Source organism: Bradyrhizobium sp. (assembly GCF_035570375.1).
GTDB lineage: Bacteria > Pseudomonadota > Alphaproteobacteria > Rhizobiales > Xanthobacteraceae > Bradyrhizobium.
Map to the genome: position 1 here is coordinate 26,226 of NZ_DATMLW010000258.1, position 19,859 is coordinate 46,084.

Sequence of the window (19,859 nt, forward strand, 5' to 3'; positions counted from 1 at the left end):
CGCAAATCGACCTTTCCCCGCCGGGGAGAGGTAAACCGAATTTGCGGGCAAACCGATTCAAAAGTCTTCACGCTCTAGTTTCCCGGCCGGTGAAGCTCTGGACGCGGGTGCGTGAACGACATTCGTCCGCGCTTGATGCCCCAGAGCGGCTGCGCAAGAGTCGCGATCGCATCCGTCGGGTTGCTCGCGTCGAGACAGACGAGGTCGGCCGGTCCGCCGACCGTGATGCCGTAATCGTTCAGCCGCATCAGCCGCGCGGCCGAGCCCGTGATCATGTCGAGGCAGCCGGCGAGGTCTGCGGGGCGCGACACATGGCAGACATTGGCATAAAGGTTTGCCATCCGGATCAGTGAACCATCGCCATAGGGCGTGAACGGGTTGAGCACATTGTTGGTCGAGATCGAACAGGTCACGCCCGCCTCGCGCAAAGGTTCTGCCGGCACCACGCCTCGAGGCACCGCATGGTCGTGGTTGCGGCCCATCAGGTGAAGATCGGTCGACGGCAAAATGGTCACGGCGACGCCGGCATTGGCGAGCCGCGTCGTGATTTCGCCGAAGCGATCCGGCGGCAAAAGCGACATCTGGGTGACGTGGCCGACGGCCACGCGCCCGCCCCAGCCGAACTCCTCGGTCTTGCGGCAGACATATTCGACCTGCATGCCCTGCGTGGTCTCGGCAAGATCGAGATGCATGTCGATCTCGGCGTCGAAGTCGCGGGCGATGGCGAAGATACGATCGATCTGGGCACGCGGATCGGTGTCGAAATAGGGAACGGCGCCGATGGTCCGCGCACCGCGCCGCAAGCCCTCGATCAAAAGTTCTTCCGTGCCGGGATAGTTGGTAAGCCCCTCCTGCGGAAAGACGCATAATTCGACATCGATCGCCCAGGCATAATCGCGCGCGAGCTGCTCGACCGCCTCGAAGCCGGTCATGCCGATGCCGGGATCGAGTTCGACATGGGTGCGCATCCGCATCGTGCCGTGGCTGATACAGCGCTCCAGTGTCTGCCTTCCCCGCGCATAAACATCCCCGACCGTGAAGCCGCGCTTGGCAGAAGCGGTTTCCCGAACGGCTTCGGCGACGGTGCCTTCCTCGATGCGGCAACGATCGAGGATGCAGGTCTTGTCGAGGTGGATATGCGTCTCGATCAGGCCCGGGATCACCAGGCATCCGCCGGCCTTCAGCTCCGGACCCTCGGCCGAAAGATCAGGAGCGATGGCAGCGATCGTCTCGCCCTTGATGGCGATATCAGTGTTGACAAGCTCGCCGTCCCGCCAGATGCGGGCATCACGAATGATCTGATCCATCATTTCACCGCCTTGGATCATGTTTCGATTAGATCGAATCGAAACATGACCTCATCTCTTTTTCGGAGCATGATCTCCGCGCAAACGCATTTTGCGTTTGTCGCGAGGGAAAACCGGTTTGCACTTTGCGCTCACGCGGCCCTCCGGGTCCGGATCATGCTCCAGGAACCGCACCCAGATAGGCCTCGTCGAGCATCGCGCCGCGCAACTCCACGGCCTTGCCTTGTGCCACCACCCGCCCGCCGCCGAGCACATAGCCGCGATCGGCAATGGCAAGCGCATAGTCTGCCATCTGATCCACGATCAGCAAGGTCATGCCCTCGTCGCGCAGGCGCCTGAATTGTTCGAACAATTCCGCCACCACCGTCGGCGCCAATCCCAGCGACGGCTCGTCCAGCAGCAAAACCTCGGGCCTGGCGAGCAAGCCCCGGCCAACGGCAAGCATCTGCTGTTCGCCGCCCGAGAGCAGGCCGGCCGCGGTGTGAAGGCGCGGGCGCAGCCGCGGAAAACGATCGAGGATGGCCTCGATCTCGGCCGCCTCGAAATCGGACCGACGCGTCGCACCAAGCCTCAGATTTTCGGCAACGCTCAATTGCGGAAAGACCTGCCGCCCCTCCGGCACGAGAATGAGGCCAGCGCGCGCAACATCATGGGGTGGAAGTGCCGCGATGTCCCTGCCGTCGAGCTGGATGGTTCCACTGACCGGCCGGATCAATCCGCTCAGCGCTTTCATCAAGGTCGATTTCCCGGCGCCGTTCGGCCCGAAAAGCGCGATCACTTCGCCGCGGCCGACCTTGAGGCTGACCTGGTCGAGCACTTGAAGCGGCCCATAGCCGGCGCTGAGAGTATTCACTTCGAGCAGCGGCGCGCCTGCCGTTCGCTGTGCGGCCGATACTTCCGGCATGGTCGCGCCAAGATAGGCCGCCTTGACGGCGGGATCGTTGCGCACGATGGCCGGTGGCCCGGCAGCGATGCGGCGTCCGGCATCGAGCACGATGATCTCGTCCGAGATCGACATCACGAGCGACACGTCGTGTTCGACCAGCACGACGGCAAGGCCGGCGCGCGCCAGCCGCTGCAGCAGGCTGCCGAGCCTGGCCGTATCGACCTCATTGAGCCCGGCCGCGGGCTCGTCCAGAAGAAGCACGGCGGGCGCCGTGGCAAGAGCGCGGGCAATTTCGACAAGCCGGCGATCGACATGCGGCAATGTGCCGGCAAGCCGCGCTTCGCTTTCCGCATATCCGACAAGCGCGAGCAGCGCGCGCGCCAGCTCCGCCGGCGCCTCGCCGCGCCATCGGCCATGCAAGAGCCCAAGGCGGACATTGTCCAGCACGCTCAGGCTGCCGAAGGGTTGGGCGGTCTGGAAGGTGCGCGCCATACCGCCGCGCGCGGCCTCATGCGCGGCCTCGCCCGTGATGTCGCGATTGCCGACGCGAACCTTCCCGGAATCAGGACGCTGGAAACCGCTGACGAGATTGAGCAGCGTGGTCTTGCCGGCGCCGTTGGGGCCGATCACGCTGGTGACGCGGCCGGGCGGAGCGGTCATGTCGACGCCCGCAACCGCAATGACGCCGCCGAACGCTACGCGCACGCCCTCAGCCACGAGACTGCCGCGCGAACCGGTGATGTGAGCCAAAGCGAGATCGATATCCGGCTTCGGCCGTATATCAGCCTGCTTCGGCATCAAAAGACGCGCAAGAGCACCGGCGATTCCGCCCGGCGCGGCCCAAAGCACGATCAAGAGGCCGGCGCCGAAAACCAGGAGGCGATATTCCGCAAGACCTGCGAGCAGTTCTGGCAGGAACACGACGACGGCCGACCCGATCAGCGGCCCCAGCGTGCGGCCGGCGCCTCCGACCACCACTACGAGGAGAAACAGGATCGACTGGGAGAATGGAAACGAGCTCGGCGCGATGAAGCCGGTCAGCGCCGCCTGTAATCCGCCGGCAAGACCTGCCGCCACCGCGGCCAGCACGAAGGCGGCCGTGCGTACCGGAACAGCGCTAATGCCAACACTGCGCGCCGCGGACGGCGCCGCGGCGAGGGCCTGCATCGCAAGACCCAGGGGACTTCGCGCAAAATAATGAAAGGCGAGAAGGGCCGCCGCGCACAAGAGGCAGGCCAGGAGGGCCGTGCCGCCGGTCCCGAACGGCGCCGGAATTCCACTAAGGCCGCTGGAGCCGCCGGTGAGATCGCGCCATTCGATCGAGACGGATTCGACGATAAAACCAAATGCAATTGTCACCATGGCAAGATAGGGACCGGTGACCCGAAGTGCCGGAACTGAAAGGGCCGCCGAGATCGCCGCGACCAGCAAAACGGCGAGCGGCAGCGCTTCCCAGAAATTCAAGCCGGCCTTGGAGGTGAGAATCCCCACGCCATAGGCGCCGAGCGCCATGAATCCCCCCTGCCCGAGAGAGACCTCACCGGCCAGCCCAAGCAGCACGTTCAGCCCGACACCGGCGAGCGCGGTCGTTGCCAAGGTGCCGAGTAGATAAGCATAGTAGCCCGGCGCCAGAAGACAGACGAGGATGGCGGCGACGCCGACCAGCGCCGCGGCAATCGAGGCGACGATCACTCTCATACGCGCACCCTGGTCCGACCAGCAAACAATCCGGACGGCGCGAGCACAAGCGCGGCGATGACGGCGGAGAAGGTGACGATCTGGGTGCTGCTCGAACCGAGCCAGGTCGTGGCGCACGCTTCCACCAGACCATAGAGCAGGCCTGCGATCACGACGCCCCATGGATTGGTGAGACCGCCCAGAATAGCCACGGCGAAGGCCTTGATGCCGAACAACGTCCCCATGTCATAGGCGACGTTGTACACAGGCGCGATCAGGATGCCGCCGATTCCGGCAAGGAGCGCGGCAGCCGCGTAGGTGAGCGCGATCAGCCTCGTGACGTCGATGCTCATCAGTCGCGCGGCGTCCGGGTTTTCGACCGCCGCGCGCAGTTTCAATCCCAGCCCGGTTCGGTGCATCCCGAGATGAACCAGCAGTGCAAGCCCGAGCCCGACCACCGGAACCAGCACCTGCAAGGGAAAGATGCCGACATTGCCAATGACCCAGGGATCATCGGCGAGCGATGAAGGCAGCGCGCGCGGTTCCTTGCCGAACAGCACCATCACCACATTGTCGAGCACGATTCCCAGCGCCACGGTTGCCATCAGCCAGGAATTGGTGCCGCGTGCAACGAACGGCCGGACCGCGACGCGCTCGACGATCAGGCCCCAGATGGCGCAGACCACCAAGGCAACCGGCACGGCCGCAACCATCGGCCAGCGCAGGCCGACCGCGAGCAGGTGACAGATCACCGCACCCAGCATCACGGATGAGCCTTGCGCGAAATTCACCGTGCCCGAAACGGCAAAGGTCAAGGTGAATCCGAGCGCAATGAGTCCGTAGATGCTGCCGAGACTGAGCCCGGAGACAAGTGCAGTCGCGAGCATGAGTTAGCCGGTGACGGGCTCGATCTGGTCTCCATTGTAACGAACCATGACGTAGTCATTCTCGTTCAGGGCGTCATGGTTGTCGTCGGTGAAGGGTTTGGTGTAGTTCTTGATCAGACCCTGGTAATTCTCGATTGCCAAAAGGCCCTCCCGCAATTTGGGTCCTTCCGTCGAGCCTGCCTTGGTGATGGCAAGCGCGGTCAGTTGCATGGCGTCGTAGGCATTGGCCACGCCGACCGGCGGTGTGACGTCGCCGGGGCCCTTGATATCCGGATATTTCGCCATCAGCGCCGCGAGCACGCGCTTGCCGACGTCATTTTGCGGACCGAAGAAACTGTAGGTCTGGACGAAATGCACCTTCCCTGCCCATGACCCCGCGAGCTCGGGGAAGCGCCCGCCCGAGATTCCCCAATGCGAGACGATCGGCACCGTCCAGGCGGAGCGCTGCAACGATTTGATGACCTGCGCGCCAGGCGCGGCGTTACCGACCAGGATGACCGCGTCTGCACTGGCCTCACGCAGCCGCTGCAACTGCGGTGTCATGTCGGCGTCCTTGTCGTCGAACTTTTCTGCGCCCGCCAGCTTGACGCCGGCGGCTTCCGCGGCCGCGGTCAGCCCTGCCAGATTGGACTCGCCCCAACCATTATTGACCAGCATCAGCCCTGGTTTTTCCGCACCGAATTTGGTCGTGGCGTATTTGATCAGCGCGCGATCGACCAGCACGTCGACCGCCGATACCCGAAACACAAAGTTCGGATTGGCGCCGTTACGCGTGATGTTGGTCGCGGCAGCCCAGACTCCCATGAACGGCACCTTCGCCGAATTCACCAGCGGCACGATCGCCAGCGACACGGGGCTGTCGATCCCTCCGAACAAAATCGCAACCCCTTCCTTGTCGATCAGCTCCCGCGCCGCAGTCTGTCCCTTGCCGGGATTGGATTCGTCATCGCGGCGGACGAGTTCGAGCATGCGGCCACCGAGCACGCCGCCCTTGGCATTGATCTCGTCGATGGCAATCGTAAGCCCGCGGGTGATCCCCTCCCCCGACTTCGCGGAAGGTCCGGACAGCGCCGCAACCAGACCGATCTTGACGGGTTCTGCTGCGATCGCGGGACGACCGATGAGGCTCCCCACGGCAATCCCGGCTGGAAGAACAAGAGCTTGGCGACGCGTCAGATTTGTCGGCATTTTGGCAACTCCCCTTGAAATTTCGTTTCGTCGTTTCGCTCGCTGGCTCAATCGGCGCGCTCACGGCGAGCATCACGAGCCGCCGGTTTAAGTCCCGGCTCACTTGAAGCAAACGGTATGCCACAACCCCCGAAACCACAACAGTATCAGAGATTGTGATCGTATTTTCGTGCCGGTCGCGCATCCCGCGAAACCCCGCTTCATCGAGCCGAAAGAATGCGAAGATTGCTTCGCATTCCGCGACAGGCGTGATCCTGTGGGTACTGCGCCGTATGGGACGAAGAAATCGCGAGTTCTTGGTATGATTTTTGCTCGATTCTGGATGGAGGATTGTTTCAAAAAGGGAGGGCGTCATGGCAAATTCTGAACTGCGGTCCGATCTTCACAGCATCGAGCCGATTCCCGACGCAGACCGCGATTCAACCGGGCCGCAGCAAATGTGGATCTGGGCCGGCGCCAACATCGCGCCCGTCAACTGGGCTCTCGGCGCGCTCGGCATCGTTCTCAAGCTCGGTTTGTGGGAGACGATCGCCGTCATCGTGCTCGGCAACATCGTCGGTTGCGCCATCTTTGCCGCCTTCACCGTGATGGGCCACAAGACCGGGGTCAATCAGATGGTGCTGAGCCGCTCCGCCTTCGGTCGCAGGGGCGCCTATCTGCCCAGCCTTCTGATGTTTCTGATGACGCTCGGCTGGATCGGCGTGAATACCTATTTCCCGGTCAAGATATCGATGGCCATTCTCGGACAATTCGGCATACCGGAAACGGGCGCGACCGTCTTCATCGTCATCACCCTGGTGATGGTGATCCAGGTGGGGATCGGAATCTACGGCTTCTATGCCATCCGCACCTTCGAAAAATATACGGTGCCGGTCACCGTCGTCATCATGGTGATCATGAGCGTGCTCGCCTGGAGCCAGCCCGGCGTCGTCAACTGGAATCTCGTCAGCCCGCTCCCGCCAGGGCCGCATCTTGCGATGCTGACGCTGCTGATGACGGCGATCGGCGTCGGATGGGGAATCTCCTGGGTGACGTGGGCATCGGACTATTCGCGCTTCGTGCCTCGCAGCGTGCCTTCGTCTTCCGTGTTCTGGTACAGCTATGTCGGGATGTTCGTACCATCCGTGTGGCTCGCCATTCTCGGCGCGACGATCGCAAGCGTCACGCTTGATACGGATCCGGCCAAGATGGTGAGCGCCGTGTTCGGCGGCGTGACAAGCATCCTGGTGCTTTTGATGGTGCTGCACGGCCCGATCGCGACCAATATCCTCAACGTCTATTCGGCGGCGCTGGCCGCGCTCAGCATGGGCGTCCGCCTTTCCCGGACGGCGCTGGCATTGATTGCAGGTGTCGTCGGCTACCTCGTCACCATCTACTTCGTGTTCGCGCCTTCGTTCGCCAAGGCGTTCGACAACTGGATGATCAGCCTTCTGCTGTGGATGAGTCCGTGGGCAGGCGTCGTGATGGCGGATTTCTACATCATGCGAAAGAGCCAGATCGATGTCGCCGAACTCTACAAGTCGCCGGAGACCAGCGCCTATGGCGACATCAACTGGGGCGGTATCATCGCGTTTCTGGTGGGACTGGTTGCCGGCTGGTCGTTTCAGGACGGGCTCGTGCCCGCGCTGCAGGGACCGATTTCGGGACTTCTGGATGGGGCCGACCTGAGCTGGCTGTTTGGCATCGTGGTCGCCGGCGCGGTTTACCTCGCCATCGGCGGACGCAGGCTAAGGGCGCCCGCGATGGCCGCGACCGGCGCGGCCGGAAAATGACGGCTTCGTTCCTCAAGCGACTTGTTCGGGGAATTTTCAAGTCTTGAGAGGGATTCATTCACCATCGCGGGCTTTTCAAGGCAAGCCCGCCATCGGTTCTCAATCCGGGCTGGCGCCGACAGGTGGACCTCCTGGAGGCCGGTGCAAGAAAGTGATCGTGGCGAAGGCGCCGATCCAGGAGCCGGCCGCGGCGAAGGCGACATAGAGCCAGTTTTCGGTGTAGCTGATCACGGCAAAGGACGAGAGCAGATACCAGATGCTGCTCCAGGTCGCCGCCGGCACCCGCTTGCGGGCCACGACGGCGGAGGTGAACATCACATAGACCGCATCGGTGGCTGCGGTTGCGGCGACCACGGCGGTGGCGGTCAGCGGATCGATCATCGTCATTTGATTTCGCCTTCCCTGATTTTTCCTGCGGCGGCACCGATTTTGCATCCATTGCCACAGCCATCAAACATTTTCCGCAGGGTCAAGGCATCGAAAAAAATCCACCTGTCGCGCGATGACCGTTGGCCAGGTTCCGGGCATTGCAACAAGCAATCTTGCATACGGCTGCGAAACAGAATTAGCTGCATGGAACCTTTGGTTGTCTTGCGAGAGGATGGATCGCGGATGAGCGACAGAATCGGACGGCGGGACTTTTTGGGTACGGCAGCCGCAGCCGGCGCGATCGTGGCCGCGGGAGGCAATGCGCTGGTCGACGCGGCCAAGGCAGCGCCCGCGACAAGCGACGAAATTATCCTGAAATCCGCCAGTGAGCTTGCCAGCGCCATCCGCGCAAAAAATCTCAGCTCCAGGACAGTCGTCGAGGCCCACCTGGCGCAGATCGCAAACGTCAATCCGAAGCTCAACGCAGTGGTCCAACTCACGGCGGACTCCGCGCGAAAGGAGGCCGATGAAGCCGATGCGGCGCTCGCGCGCGGCGAAATCAAGGGTCCGCTGCACGGCGTGCCCGTCACCATCAAGGACACGCTGGAAACGGCGGGGGTCATTTGCACCGGCGGGACCAAAGGCCGCGCCAATTATGTGCCCAATGCCGATGCCACCGCCGTGGCCCGGCTACGTGCCGCAGGCGCCGTCATTCTTGGCAAGACCAACGTGCCGGAGCTTGCGGGCGCGATCGAAACCGACAACCTCGTCTATGGACGCACCAACAATCCTTACGACCTCGCCCGCACCCCGGGCGGCAGCACCGGCGGCGAATCGGCGATTGTGGCGGCCTGCGGTTCGCCGCTCGGCCTTGGCACCGATGCCGGCGGCAGCATTCGGATTCCGGCGCATTTTTGCGGTCTGGCGGCGATCAAGCCGACCTCCGGTCGTGTCCCGCGCACCGGTCAATTCCCGATGCCGATGGGTGCGCGCAACGCGGTGTTTCACGTCAGCCTGATCGCACGCCGGGTCGATGACCTCGCGCTCGCGCTGCCCGTCATCGCAGGCCCCGACTTCCGCGACCATTCGATCGTGGGAATGCCATTGCTCGATCCAAAGGCGGTCACGCTGAACGGATTGAAGCTCGCCTGGTTCGAGGATGACGGCGTGGCAGCGCCGACGAAGGAAATAGCCGCGGCGGTGCGGGATTCCGCCAACGCCTTGGCGGAAGCCGGCGTCAAGGTCGAGGAAAGCCGTCCTCCGGAGGCCGGCAAGGCCGCGACTGTCTATCATGACATGAGCCGCGGCGACGGCGGCGCCGGCACGCGCGCCTTTCTGAAGAACATCGGCAGTGATCCGATCTCGCCTCTGTTCGAGAAGGCGTTGACCTATTCCGTCGCACCCGCTTTTGCCAACACCACCGAGGCGCTGGCCGCATTCGTGCGATGGGATGCCTTTCGCAATTCGATGCTGCGCTTCATCGAGAACTACGACGCCGTGTTGTCGGCGGTGGCGCCGTATCCGGCATTGCCTCACGGCACAAGCTTTGAGGAACAATACCGCCGTGGCTTCGGTTATGCCCAGATGTACAACCTGACGGGGTGGCCGACGGCAACCGTGCGGATCGGAACCTCGCCCGAAGGCCTTCCGCTCGGCGTTCAGGTGGCCGCACGACCGTGGCGCGAAGACGTCGCGCTGGCGCTCGTTTCCCATCTCGAGCGGACATTCGGCGGATGGAAGAGGCCAACGGCCGTGTAAGCTGTCGGAGGTTGCGACCGCCGACTCATTCCCCGCGATGGGCGTCATGACAAACGTCTGGGCTCGCAAATCAACCGCCGCGCTGCAAGACGAAGCCGCCGGCGCCGACAGCCTGGACGATCGGCCACCTCTTTTGAGGCGGACGCTGTCAGCGCTCAATCTGGTGGCGCTTGGTGTTGGCGCGATCATCGGGGCGGGCATCTTCGTCCTGACCGGACATGCGGCTGCAGCCAATGCGGGCCCTGCCGTCTCGCTCTCATTCCTTCTTGGCGCGGTGACCTGCGCATTTGCAGGACTCTGCTACGCCGAGATGGCATCCGCAGTCCCGATCAGCGGCAGCGCATATACCTATGCCTATGCGACGCTCGGAGAGCTGGTCGCCTGGATCATCGGATGGGACCTCATCCTCGAATATGCGGTGGGAGCCATCACGGTTGCCATCGGTTGGTCTGGATATGTGGTCAGCCTGGCTAGCGATTTCGGACTGCATCTTCCGACGCAATTCGTCTCCTCCCCGCTCGACTATGATTCCGCTCGCCGTGCATGGGCGTTCACAGGCGCCGTCCTGAATCTTCCCGCTGCCCTGGTCGTTATTGTCGTGACATCGCTGTTGGTGGTTGGCATACGCGAGACCGCGCGGTTCAATAACTGGATCGTTGCGATCAAGCTGATGGTGATCGCCTTGTTCATCATCTGCGCAGCGCCTGCATTCAGCACGGCGAACTGGATCACGCCGGGCAATCCCGCAGGAACCTTCATCCCGCCCAATGCTGGTTTCGGCACCTATGGCTGGTCGGGTGTCGTCCGCGGCGCGGCCGTGGTTTTTTTCGCCTATATCGGCTTCGATGCGGTCTCGGCAGCCGCACAGGAAGCCAAAAATCCGATGCGGGATATGCCGATCGGCATTCTCGGCTCGCTGATCATCTGCACCGTGCTTTATGTGCTGGTCGGCACCGTGCTCACGGGCATCGTCCCCTATGACAAATTGAACGTGCCCGATCCCATCGCGGTTGGCATCGATGCGGCCGGAGTCGGTTGGCTCGCGCCGTTCGCGAAGCTGGGAATCATCTTTGGCCTGACCTCGGTCATCCTTGTCATGCTGCTTGCGCAACCGAGGATCTTTCGCGCGATGGCGCACGATGGCTTGTTGCCGTCCGCGGCCGCGAAAATACATCCCCGCTTCCGCACGCCGTATATCTCGACAATCACCACCGGCGCGGTCGTTGCCACTCTGGCTGCGCTCCTGCCGATCGGTCTGGTGGGAGAACTAGTCAGCATCGGAACGCTGTTTGCGTTTGCAGTGGTCTCCATCGGCGTGCTGGTGTTGCGCTTCACGCAGCCGACGCTTGAACGTCCCTTCAAGGCGCCCGCGATCTGGATCGTCGCTCCCGCCGGCGCACTGACCTCGATCTTCCTGATGCTTGGACTTCCCGCCGATACCTGGTGGAGACTGGCCTTGTGGCTCGCGATCGGGCTTGTGATCTATTTTGTCTACGGCGCACGACACAGCCGGATCGTGACCTGACCAGCCCCTAAGGAAAAATGCGCCGTACCGGGCGAGGCTCAAGCCGCGCTTCGCGGCGGCGACCGGGGACTATCCTTCCCCTGCTTTTATTCCGATGCGCACGCTCTAGTGAACACAAGGCATGCGTCTGCGCGAGGCCGAGCATGCCGCAAGCCGGATTCCTTGAAGGAATAACCGGATTCAGGCGGGAGTCTGTCCTGCCAGAAGCGCCTGAGGAGCGCGCAACGCCGGGAGATTGCACAATGACCAGACTTGCCCTTTTTGGAACTGCGGCAGTTTTATCGATAGCCTTTGCATCGCCGCTGCCGGCTCAAGCCGTAACCGTTGATTCCGCCGCCTGTTCGAACCTGTCCCAAGCTTCCCAAAATGGCGCTGCCCCGGCCCCGACCGCCAGCTGGATACCGCCCGGATGCGAGACCGCGACCAGACCGTGGTCGGCGCCGGTCGGGCACCGCCAGCCCCAGATGGTAGATGTTCCTGCAACGGCATCGTTTGAGCAGGCGCTGGACGCGGAGAACGCGAAGGTCGACCGTTTAATCAAGGGCATTTGCCGCGGCTGCTAGCGCATGATCCGGACCCGCAGGGCCGCGTTAGCGCAAAGCCTGCAGCGGTTTTCCATCGCGACAAACGCGGAACGCGTTTGCGCGGAGATCATGCGCAAACACAAAATAAAGGTGCCCCCGCTTCCCTCACTTCCGCGGCCTGCCGCGTTTGGCAAAGACGGGCCCCCGGGATTCGGCCGTACTACGAAGCAGGCCTGCAAGCTTGAGCGCTTCGTTGCGCTGCGGCCCCGGGGGCAAAAGCCGGGCGCGTTCCAGCGCATCTGCCGCGAGGATTTCCCGGTCGATTCTGTCGGACGCGCGCTGTGTGTCTTTGCTCATGATCTCAAGTAACTAAGACAGCCCGGCCTAGTGTGGTGGATTTGAAGTTCCTATCAATGGCTCCGCTGACTCTTCAAATCCAAAACCACACTAGAAACATTAGCTTCCTGGTGTCCTTTCGATTCCGAAGTTCGAAAACGAGTATGCCGCATAATGATACGAACTTCGGAATCGGGACACTAGCGAGGCCGGACAAATGACCGGCAACCTAAATACGCCGGTACAGGCAGCCTTATTCCGCAACACCTGCTGCTTTTGTGACAGGGCCGCTTTCTCCCATCCCTCCCATGGATAGGAGCCTTGCATCGCCGACTATCCTTACGCGAAAATTTACCTTGTGCGAAAATCGGTTAGCACCGATGCGCAGCCATTCAAAACGGATGCAGGACGAAGATTGGCGGAGCGCAACTTTTAATGGAAGTTTGACCACCGAGCGAGGACCGGCGGTGATCGGCGAAAACTCAGTTGGTCAGCGTCCCCCATTGCGACGCCATCCGCTCGGCACCGCGCTGCGACAGCGCAAAGATCGTAAACGTCGGGTTTGATGCGCCTTCGGTCGGGAAGATGCCCGGTCCTGCAACCCAAAGGTTCGGGATCTCATGACTCTGGCCGTAGCTGTTGACGACCGAATTGGCGGCGCTCGTTCCCATGATGGTGCCGCCGAGCAGATGACTGGTCGGCATCGCGCCACGCGCGGACCACGCCTCTTTGGCGCCGCTCGCCCTGGCGACTTTCAGTCCCTCTTCGAGATTGGCGTTCCACAGCGCCACCGCGTCCTGATCGAAGCTGTGGGTCAGTTTGCCGAGCGGCATGCCGAACTGATCCTTTTCGCCCGACAATTCGAGGCGATTTTCCGCAGCTGGCTGCTCTTCGCCAAAAGTCTTGATGCCCGCGAGGTGGCGCGCGGCGCGCTTCATGTAGTCCGCAAGCTCCGGTCCAAAAAGATCGCCGCGGGCATTGGCAAGATCGGCGGTCTTGAGAGCAAACCCCGCCGTGACGAAGGAGCTTCCGAACGCGCCGGGGTGACTGGTCTTGGGGTAACGCTCGTAAGACATGTACTGCACACCAACCGTGCCCATGTGGTTTTGGACGTCCTCGTCGAACATCGCCCAGGTGTTGGCCACGTGGTGCGACATCATGAAGTAGCCTACGAGACCGCTCGCATTGGCAAGGCCCCTGGGATGCTTGTCGGTCGCCGAGTTCAGGAGCAACCGGGGATTTTGCGCCGACCATGCCGCCAGAAGAACCACGCTTGCTTCCTGGACCTGCTTTTGATGCTTGTCGTCGTAATATTCGATGCCGGTCACCCGCGTGCCGGCCTGATTGGTGAGGACGCGCGTCACCGTCGACCAGGCCCGCACTTCGGCGCCGGCCTTGCGCGCCTCGCCCAGATAAGTCACGTGCGGATTGGCAAGCGCGCCGGTCGGACAGCCGACGTGGCACCACCCGTCATAGATGCACGCGGGCCGTCCCTTGAATTCCACCGAATTCATGCCGACTGGCGCCGGCACCATCGCAATGCCGACGGATTCAAAAGCTTTCAGCCAGATGTCGCCATTGCGGAAGGTCTTCATCGGCGGCATCGGATATGCCTCGCCGGCAGGTCGCCATTTCTCCTCGGCCCTGGCATCGCCGGAGACGCCGATCTCGCGCGCCACCTTGTCATAGAAGGGAGCAACGTCTTGGTAAGCGATGGGCCAATCGAGCCCGCGCCCGTGCTCGCTCTTCATCCTGAAATCGGCCGGCAACAGTCGCGGGAAATTGGCGAAATAATGCAGCGTCGCACCGCCGACGCCCCACCCCGCTTGCGCGGCATATCCCATCGGATTCTTGCCTTCGAGCAGGATCGGCGCGCCTGCCGGTTTGACCCGGCGACCCCAGATTTCGGAACTGATGAGATCGGAAAGCTCCCAGTCGGGACCTGAATCCAGCAAGACGACCTTCTTGCCCGCCTTGGCCAGCACGGATGCATAGACCGAACCGGAAGCGCCGGCTCCGACGATGACGATGTCCACTTTTTCGAATGCCATCTCACCACCTCTTTTGCGGTGGAATATGCGCCATATAGGGAATCCCCAGCGCCTCATAGCCTTCCATCGTTCCGTAGACGACGTCGACCGCGTCCGCGCGCAGCACGGCATACACGAACGCACCTGGTCTTCCGGTCCAACCCTCGATCTTGTTTTGCCGCATGCGATCGACAAACTCGTGCTGGTCCGCGGACGCGAGAAGCGCAAAATCCCGCCCGAAGACCTTGCGACTGTTCTCGTCGATGTTAGCGAGTGCAGCTCGGTAGAAATCGGCAAACGGCGGGCGGACGTTGAAGATGCGGGCCTGAAGAAGCGCCTCGTGCGGCGGCACCGAAAGTTGTTGATCGACATAGTGCGCGATCCCCGCCTCGCGCGCCTGCGGTACCAGCGTTTCGCCGAGAGCCTCCAGCGTCTCGCCCTGACGGGCATCGAGAAGGCGGAACGGCACATTGCGCGCCCTCGCTTCGCGCGGCGCCATCAGAACTTCTATTCCACCTATGGTGAAAGCCAGCGCGCCCAACGTCGCGCCTTTGACAAAGCCGCGCCGACCAATCGCCATGGTCATCTCCTCCCGGAGCATTTCTTCTTTCGCGAAGGCCCGCGAAAAATTTGCGGTATTACTGGGCAGCCGCGATCACGAGTCAAGGGGCCTTGATCCCGCCGCTAGTGTTCCGGTTCTGACATTCGTATTATCTTCCAACAGGCACTGTTACGAATGTCAGAACCTTAGGAACACTAGCTAATATAGTCTTCCAGTGCGGTTTAGGATTTGACATTCGCTGCGCGGGACTCGCGGCGATACTGAAGCGAATGTCAAATCCACCGCACTAGTGTGGCGGTTCAGAAGTCCGCATCATTGTTGCTGCGCAAAATGATGCGAACTCCGGAATCAGGACACCAGACCACGCGCAAAATGCCGATCCTGGCGCGAAGGCGTTGAACAAAAGGGAAAAGCGATGGCCCACGATGAGCCCAAGGCAACTGGTCCGACCAAGCTTTTGATCCGCAACATCGGGCTCATGCTCTCCGGCGCGCTCGAAAAACCGATCCTCGATGCCGACACGATCGTTGCCGTCAACGGCAAGATCAGCGCGATCGGCCGCGCCATGGATGTCGATACCGAAGGCGCCACCACCATCGTCGACGCCAACGGAACGACGGTTGCGCCCGGCCTGATCGACAGCCACGTGCATCCCGTCGCCGGCGACTGGACGCCGCGGCAAAACCAGATCGGATGGATTGACAGCTTTCTGCACGGCGGCGTCACCACCATGATCTCGGCGGGCGAGGTTCATATGCCGGGCCGGCCGCGCGACGTTGTCGGGGTGAAAGCGATGGCGATCTTCGCGCAGCGCGCGTTCTGGACGCTTCGCCCCGGCGGGGTGAAGGTTCACGCCGGTGCGCCGGTGATCGAATGCGAAATGGTCGAGGACGATTTTAAGGAAATGGCGGCTGCCGGCGTCAAGCTGCTCGGCGAAGTCGGGCTCGGCGGCGTCAAGGACGGCCCGACCGCGCGCAAGATGGTCGCCTGGGCGCGCAAATACGGCATCCAGAGCACCATCCACACCGGCGGCCCGTCGATACCCGGCTCCGGCCTGATCGACAAGGACGTGGTGCTGGAGGCCGACACCGACGTGATCGGACACATCAATGGCGGTCACACGGCGCTGCCTGACGATCAGATTCGCTGCATCTGCGAAGGCTGCAGGCGCGGCCTCGAACTGGTTCACAACGGCAACGAACGCGCAGCGCTTTTCACGCTGCGGACCGCGCGCGAGATGGACGAGCTCGGCCGCGTCATCCTTGGCACCGATGCACCCGCTGGCTCCGGCGTGCAGCCGCTCGGCATTCTGCGGATGGTGTCGATGCTGTCCTCGCTCGGCGAGGTCCCCGCCGAGATCGCGTTCTGCTTTGCGACCGGCAACACCGCTCGGATGCGCGCGCTCGACTGCGGCCTGATCGAAGTCGGACGCTCGGCCGATTTCGTCATCATGGACAAGGCGCAGCATTCCGCGGGCAAGAACATTCTCGACAGCGTGCGGCTCGGCGATCTCCCAGGCGTCGGCATGACCATCATCGACGGCATCGTGCGCACGCAGCGCAGCCGTAACACTCCGCCGGCAACGAAAGTGCCGGAGATCGTCGGGGGTTGAACGATCAATAAAGCAATAAGTAAGGCCGAGAGGAATAAGCCCTCATGCCCGGCACTCGGGTCCGGCTTCGCCGGCCCGAGCACAGGCCCATTGTGCCGGGCATCCAGGTCTTGTTGCGTCCACAAGGAAGACGTGGATGGCCGGGACATAGGCGAGCGGGTGCGACGCCGTTCTTCGAACGGCTATGCCCGGCCATGACGGAGAGTGAGGCGGTTCTACTTTGGGACGCCCGCTATCTGAAACCCGGACGCTGCCTCTCGACGCTTAATGCACCATCACCCAGGTCGGCTGCAGCAGCGGATAGGCGATCAGACCGACGGCGGAGGTCGCGGCGATCAGCAAGGGGTTGCTGACCTTCCACCGGAACAGCACGGCAAGAGAGACGATACCGATCAAGGCGGTGAGCCAGTCCCCGATGGCAATCTTTCCAAGCAGGATGCAGGCGCCAAGGATGGTGCCGATCGCGGCCCCATAGGCGCCTTTGACAAAACCCTGGACGTTGGCGTTACCCCGATGCCGCGCCAGCAGAGGTGCGACGATCAGCACAAACAGGAACGAGGGCAGGAAAATGCCGACCGTCGAAACGACCGACCCCCAGAAGCCGGCAACGAGATAGCCGACGAACGTCGCCGTGATCACCACCGGCCCCGGGCTGATCATGCCGACCGCAACCGCGATGAGGAATTGCCGCTCGTCAAGCCAGCCATATTGCTGCACCAGCCCCTGCTCGAGGAACGGGACGATCACCAGACCGCTGCCGAAGGTGAGTGAACCCGCCTTGAGGAAAAACAGCAGCAGCTTGCCGAGTGTGGAAGCTGTTGCAACCGGCGTGATCGGCGCCGTTGCGGCCGGCACGGCTATGATAAGGGGAAGCGTGGCCGGCGCCCGCTTGAACAGGCTGCCGTAATAAAGGATGCCGACGATGCCCGCGCCGATGAACAGAAGCGCCACTTCGGCCTGGAGAATGACGGTGACGACCAGACACACGGCGGCGATCGCCCATTGCAGCCAGTCTTCCATGCCGAGCTTGGCGAGCCGGTAGCAGGAATGCAGAATCAGCGCGATCACGGCCGGGCTGACGCCATAGAAGATCGCCGTCACCGGCTGGAGGTCGCCAAGATAGACATAAAGCGCGCCCAGCGCGGCCACGATGACAAAATTCGGCAGGATGAATGCCCATCCGCCGGCCCATGCGCCCCAGAATCCGCACCGCAGCCAGGCGATGTAGATGCCGACCTGGATCGCCAGCGGACCCGGGAGCGACTGGCAGATCGCAATCGCTTCACGCATCTGTTCTTTGGTGAGCCATTTGCGGTCGTTGACCAGTTCGCGTTCCATCTGGCCGACGAGCGCCACCGGCCCGCCGAAGCCGAGAAAGCCGAGCCGCAGGAAATAGCGCACGACTTCACCCATATTCCCGTGCGGATTTTCCGTCGATGTCGTCATGTCCTGCCCCGTGCCGCCAGCCAGTAGAACAAAGAATCATCCTCCTCAACTCTTGGTGCTCGCCGTCTTGTCGAGCGCGGCTCGCAATCCCTTCGCCAGCTTCACGGCATCGTCGTTGGCCCAGAAATGCATGAAGTAAAGCCGCGGCTGTTCGTCGAGCATGTGGCTGTGCAGCGCCGTCACTTCGATGCCGTTCTGGCGCAACGCCTTGATCACGGGGTTAACTTCGTCCCCGATCAGAACGAAATCGCCGGTGATGGCGGCCTTGCCGTTACCGGTCGGCTGGAAGTTGATCGCGGTTGCGACGCCGAGCGGTCCGCCAGGCATCAACTGCATTCCGCCTTCCGAAACCGGGTCACGGCGCGGCACGCCGAACTGGTAGACGCCGCCATTGGCCTGTCCCTTGACGCCGATGATCTGATCGAGCTGAGCCGTATCCAGGTCGATGGCCGGCGGGGGCGAAGGTGGAGCCGACGCGGTTAGTGGAGTCTTGCTGGCTGCAAGAGCGTCATGGATCGCGGCCGCCATCTTGGCTGGATCGCCGTGGCCGCCGACATGCATGTAGAAAGTGGCGGGATTGGCGCGCAGCAGATGGTTGTGCACGGCGGTGATTTCGAGGCCACCTTCCATCAGCTTGAGCATGACCGGATTAATTTCAGTCTCGAGCAACACGAGATCGCCCATGATCATGGCTTGACCGTGCATCGGCTTGAACGCAATCCAGCCGCCGAGCGCCAATGCGGGCTTGATGGCTACACCGTCCAGGGCCACGACAAGATCCGAGCGCGGAAAGCCATATCGATGCACGTCGCCTGACACGGCGGCTTTCCTGCCCAAGGCATCGTCGACCTTCTGCCAGTCGATCTCCTGCGCCGTTGCGGCTGTGGCAGACAAGGCCGCCAGAATCGAAACTATTATCCAAGAAAGATTTCGCATGGCTTTGTTCTCCTTGTTGTTCAAGAGCCCCACTATTGCGATTGCTCATCGGTCGATCGGCCACGCTGCCAGGCGAGTTCACTTGCTGCAATTGCTTCAGACGCCCGCGGCCCGCGCGAGCCAATTGTGCGTTTCAGCCTGGAGACTGCGGCACCAGGTGTAGAGCGCGTCATACATGACCATGCCATGCCTGAGCATCTGGTGGTCGTCGGGGAAGTTGGCCGAGAGTCCGAGCGAGATCGCGAACAGACCGCCGCATTGCGGGCTCAGATCGTGCCGCGAAGTGTCGGCGCCCCGGACGATGGTTGCGAGATGATCGAGCGGTCGATCCCCGATCTCGTAAATGCGCAGGATGGTATCGAACGAGCAGCGCTCACCTTCATGCGTGAATTCCACCCCGTCGATGTCGTAGGGAGTGGCACCCGTCTGTCTGGCAACGCTCAGCACCTGATCCTTCGGGACGTAGATAAATTCGGCGTTGGGATCGATGAAGCGCCGGATCAGCCAGGGGCAGGCAATACGATCGATCTTGGGACGCTCTCGCGTCACCCACTTGCCGGGACTGGATCCGATCTTGCGTTGCGTCGGCAAGCCCTGCTCGATCCACGCGGCTATGCCGCCTTCCAAAAAATGCGCCTGCACGCCCATGCGGCGGAGCTTTTCAGCCACGCCCTGGCTCGTCTCGCCGCCGTACTTGCAACAGGCCACGACCTCGCGGCCATCGGCCAGATCAGTTCGCCAGGTTTCGATCCTGTCGGGAGAGCGATGAAATGCGCCGGCAAGAAGCGTCGCGGCGCCCGCGAAATCGGCGTCGCGCCGCACGTCAACGATGACCGGCGCCGCTTCGGAGCCGAGCCGTGCATAGAGATGTTCAGGTGAAATCGAATTCCTTTGGTCCATGCGCAAACCTCCTCGACAAGTCGAGTGTCGCGCAGTGCTTGGACCGAAGTCTGAAGGGGAGACTGCCTATTCCCCTTGAGCGGATTCTTAGTTCGTATCCGGCGCAAAAACAAGTGGAACTGAATGGGTTCCGTCAGCAGGCGC

At 62.3% G+C, this 19,859-nt stretch carries 15 protein-coding genes; 5 read left to right on the forward strand and 10 right to left on the reverse strand.

Features of this window, described 5'->3' with window-relative positions; translation table 11 throughout:
- Nucleotides 1–74 precede the first annotated feature (74 nt).
- The 4 genes from VNX23_RS28590 to VNX23_RS28605 all read right to left on the reverse strand — a co-directional run bounded on the left by VNX23_RS28590 (nucleotide 75) and on the right by VNX23_RS28605 (nucleotide 5,945).
- On the reverse strand, nucleotides 75–1,307 hold the full coding sequence (locus VNX23_RS28590) for an amidohydrolase family protein (RefSeq protein ID WP_325634929.1): 1,233 nt from the start codon (nucleotides 1,305–1,307) through the stop codon (nucleotides 75–77).
- 154 nt (nucleotides 1,308–1,461) lie between these two features.
- Entirely contained in the window at nucleotides 1,462–3,891 is a 2,430-nt protein-coding gene (locus tag VNX23_RS28595; RefSeq protein ID WP_325634930.1) for an ATP-binding cassette domain-containing protein, read from the reverse strand.
- Nucleotides 3,888–4,757, reverse strand: coding sequence for a branched-chain amino acid ABC transporter permease (locus VNX23_RS28600; RefSeq protein ID WP_325634931.1), 870 nt, complete (start codon nucleotides 4,755–4,757; stop codon nucleotides 3,888–3,890). The genes VNX23_RS28595 and VNX23_RS28600 overlap by 4 nt, the downstream gene beginning before the upstream one ends.
- Nucleotides 4,758–4,760: 3 nt before the next feature.
- Nucleotides 4,761–5,945 carry an ABC transporter substrate-binding protein gene (locus VNX23_RS28605; RefSeq protein WP_414643101.1) on the reverse strand — a complete coding sequence of 395 codons (1,185 nt, stop codon included), beginning with the start codon at nucleotides 5,943–5,945 and terminating at the stop codon, nucleotides 4,761–4,763.
- A gap of 353 nt (nucleotides 5,946–6,298) precedes the next feature.
- Here VNX23_RS28605 and VNX23_RS28610 point away from each other — a divergent pair, with 353 nt between their 5' ends.
- The gene (locus tag VNX23_RS28610; RefSeq protein ID WP_325634933.1) at nucleotides 6,299–7,717 is read left to right on the forward strand and encodes a cytosine permease; all 1,419 of its coding nucleotides are present in this window, start codon (nucleotides 6,299–6,301) and stop codon (nucleotides 7,715–7,717) included.
- Between the two features lie 99 nt (nucleotides 7,718–7,816).
- Here the strand turns inward: VNX23_RS28610 and VNX23_RS28615 are convergent, their stop codons facing one another.
- Nucleotides 7,817–8,104, reverse strand: a complete 288-nt coding sequence (locus tag VNX23_RS28615; RefSeq protein ID WP_325634934.1) for a hypothetical protein — start codon at nucleotides 8,102–8,104, stop codon at nucleotides 7,817–7,819.
- A 225-nt stretch (nucleotides 8,105–8,329) separates the two neighbouring features.
- Here VNX23_RS28615 and VNX23_RS28620 point away from each other — a divergent pair, with 225 nt between their 5' ends.
- The 3 genes from VNX23_RS28620 to VNX23_RS28630 all read left to right on the forward strand — a co-directional run bounded on the left by VNX23_RS28620 (nucleotide 8,330) and on the right by VNX23_RS28630 (nucleotide 11,932).
- Nucleotides 8,330–9,844, forward strand: coding sequence for an amidase (locus tag VNX23_RS28620; protein ID WP_325634935.1), 1,515 nt, complete (start codon nucleotides 8,330–8,332; stop codon nucleotides 9,842–9,844).
- A 46-nt stretch (nucleotides 9,845–9,890) separates the two neighbouring features.
- A complete protein-coding gene (locus VNX23_RS28625; protein ID WP_325634936.1) occupies nucleotides 9,891–11,369 on the forward strand; it encodes an amino acid permease in 1,479 nt (492 codons plus the stop codon).
- A gap of 242 nt (nucleotides 11,370–11,611) precedes the next feature.
- The gene (locus tag VNX23_RS28630; protein ID WP_325634937.1) at nucleotides 11,612–11,932 is read left to right on the forward strand and encodes a hypothetical protein; all 321 of its coding nucleotides are present in this window, start codon (nucleotides 11,612–11,614) and stop codon (nucleotides 11,930–11,932) included.
- A 779-nt stretch (nucleotides 11,933–12,711) separates the two neighbouring features.
- Here the strand turns inward: VNX23_RS28630 and VNX23_RS28635 are convergent.
- Both VNX23_RS28635 and VNX23_RS28640 read right to left on the reverse strand, forming a co-directional pair.
- Entirely contained in the window at nucleotides 12,712–14,280 is a 1,569-nt protein-coding gene (locus tag VNX23_RS28635) for a GMC family oxidoreductase (RefSeq protein ID WP_325634938.1), read from the reverse strand.
- 1 nt (nucleotide 14,281) lies between these two features.
- Nucleotides 14,282–14,839 carry a gluconate 2-dehydrogenase subunit 3 family protein gene (locus tag VNX23_RS28640; protein WP_325634939.1) on the reverse strand — a complete coding sequence of 186 codons (558 nt, stop codon included), beginning with the start codon at nucleotides 14,837–14,839 and terminating at the stop codon, nucleotides 14,282–14,284.
- 397 nt (nucleotides 14,840–15,236) lie between these two features.
- On the opposite strand from VNX23_RS28640, the gene VNX23_RS28645 reads away from it, so the two are divergent.
- On the forward strand, nucleotides 15,237–16,433 hold the full coding sequence (locus VNX23_RS28645) for an amidohydrolase family protein (RefSeq protein ID WP_325634940.1): 1,197 nt from the start codon (nucleotides 15,237–15,239) through the stop codon (nucleotides 16,431–16,433).
- Between the two features lie 264 nt (nucleotides 16,434–16,697).
- Here VNX23_RS28645 and chrA read toward each other — a convergent pair whose 3' ends face one another.
- The 3 genes from chrA to VNX23_RS28660 all read right to left on the reverse strand — a co-directional run bounded on the left by chrA (nucleotide 16,698) and on the right by VNX23_RS28660 (nucleotide 19,715).
- A complete protein-coding gene (chrA, locus tag VNX23_RS28650; protein WP_325634941.1) occupies nucleotides 16,698–17,879 on the reverse strand; it encodes a chromate efflux transporter in 1,182 nt (393 codons plus the stop codon).
- A 45-nt stretch (nucleotides 17,880–17,924) separates the two neighbouring features.
- Entirely contained in the window at nucleotides 17,925–18,815 is an 891-nt protein-coding gene (locus VNX23_RS28655; protein WP_325634942.1) for a DUF1259 domain-containing protein, read from the reverse strand.
- 96 nt (nucleotides 18,816–18,911) lie between these two features.
- On the reverse strand, nucleotides 18,912–19,715 hold the full coding sequence (locus VNX23_RS28660) for a sulfurtransferase/chromate resistance protein (protein WP_325634943.1): 804 nt from the start codon (nucleotides 19,713–19,715) through the stop codon (nucleotides 18,912–18,914).
- Nucleotides 19,716–19,859 lie beyond the last annotated feature (144 nt).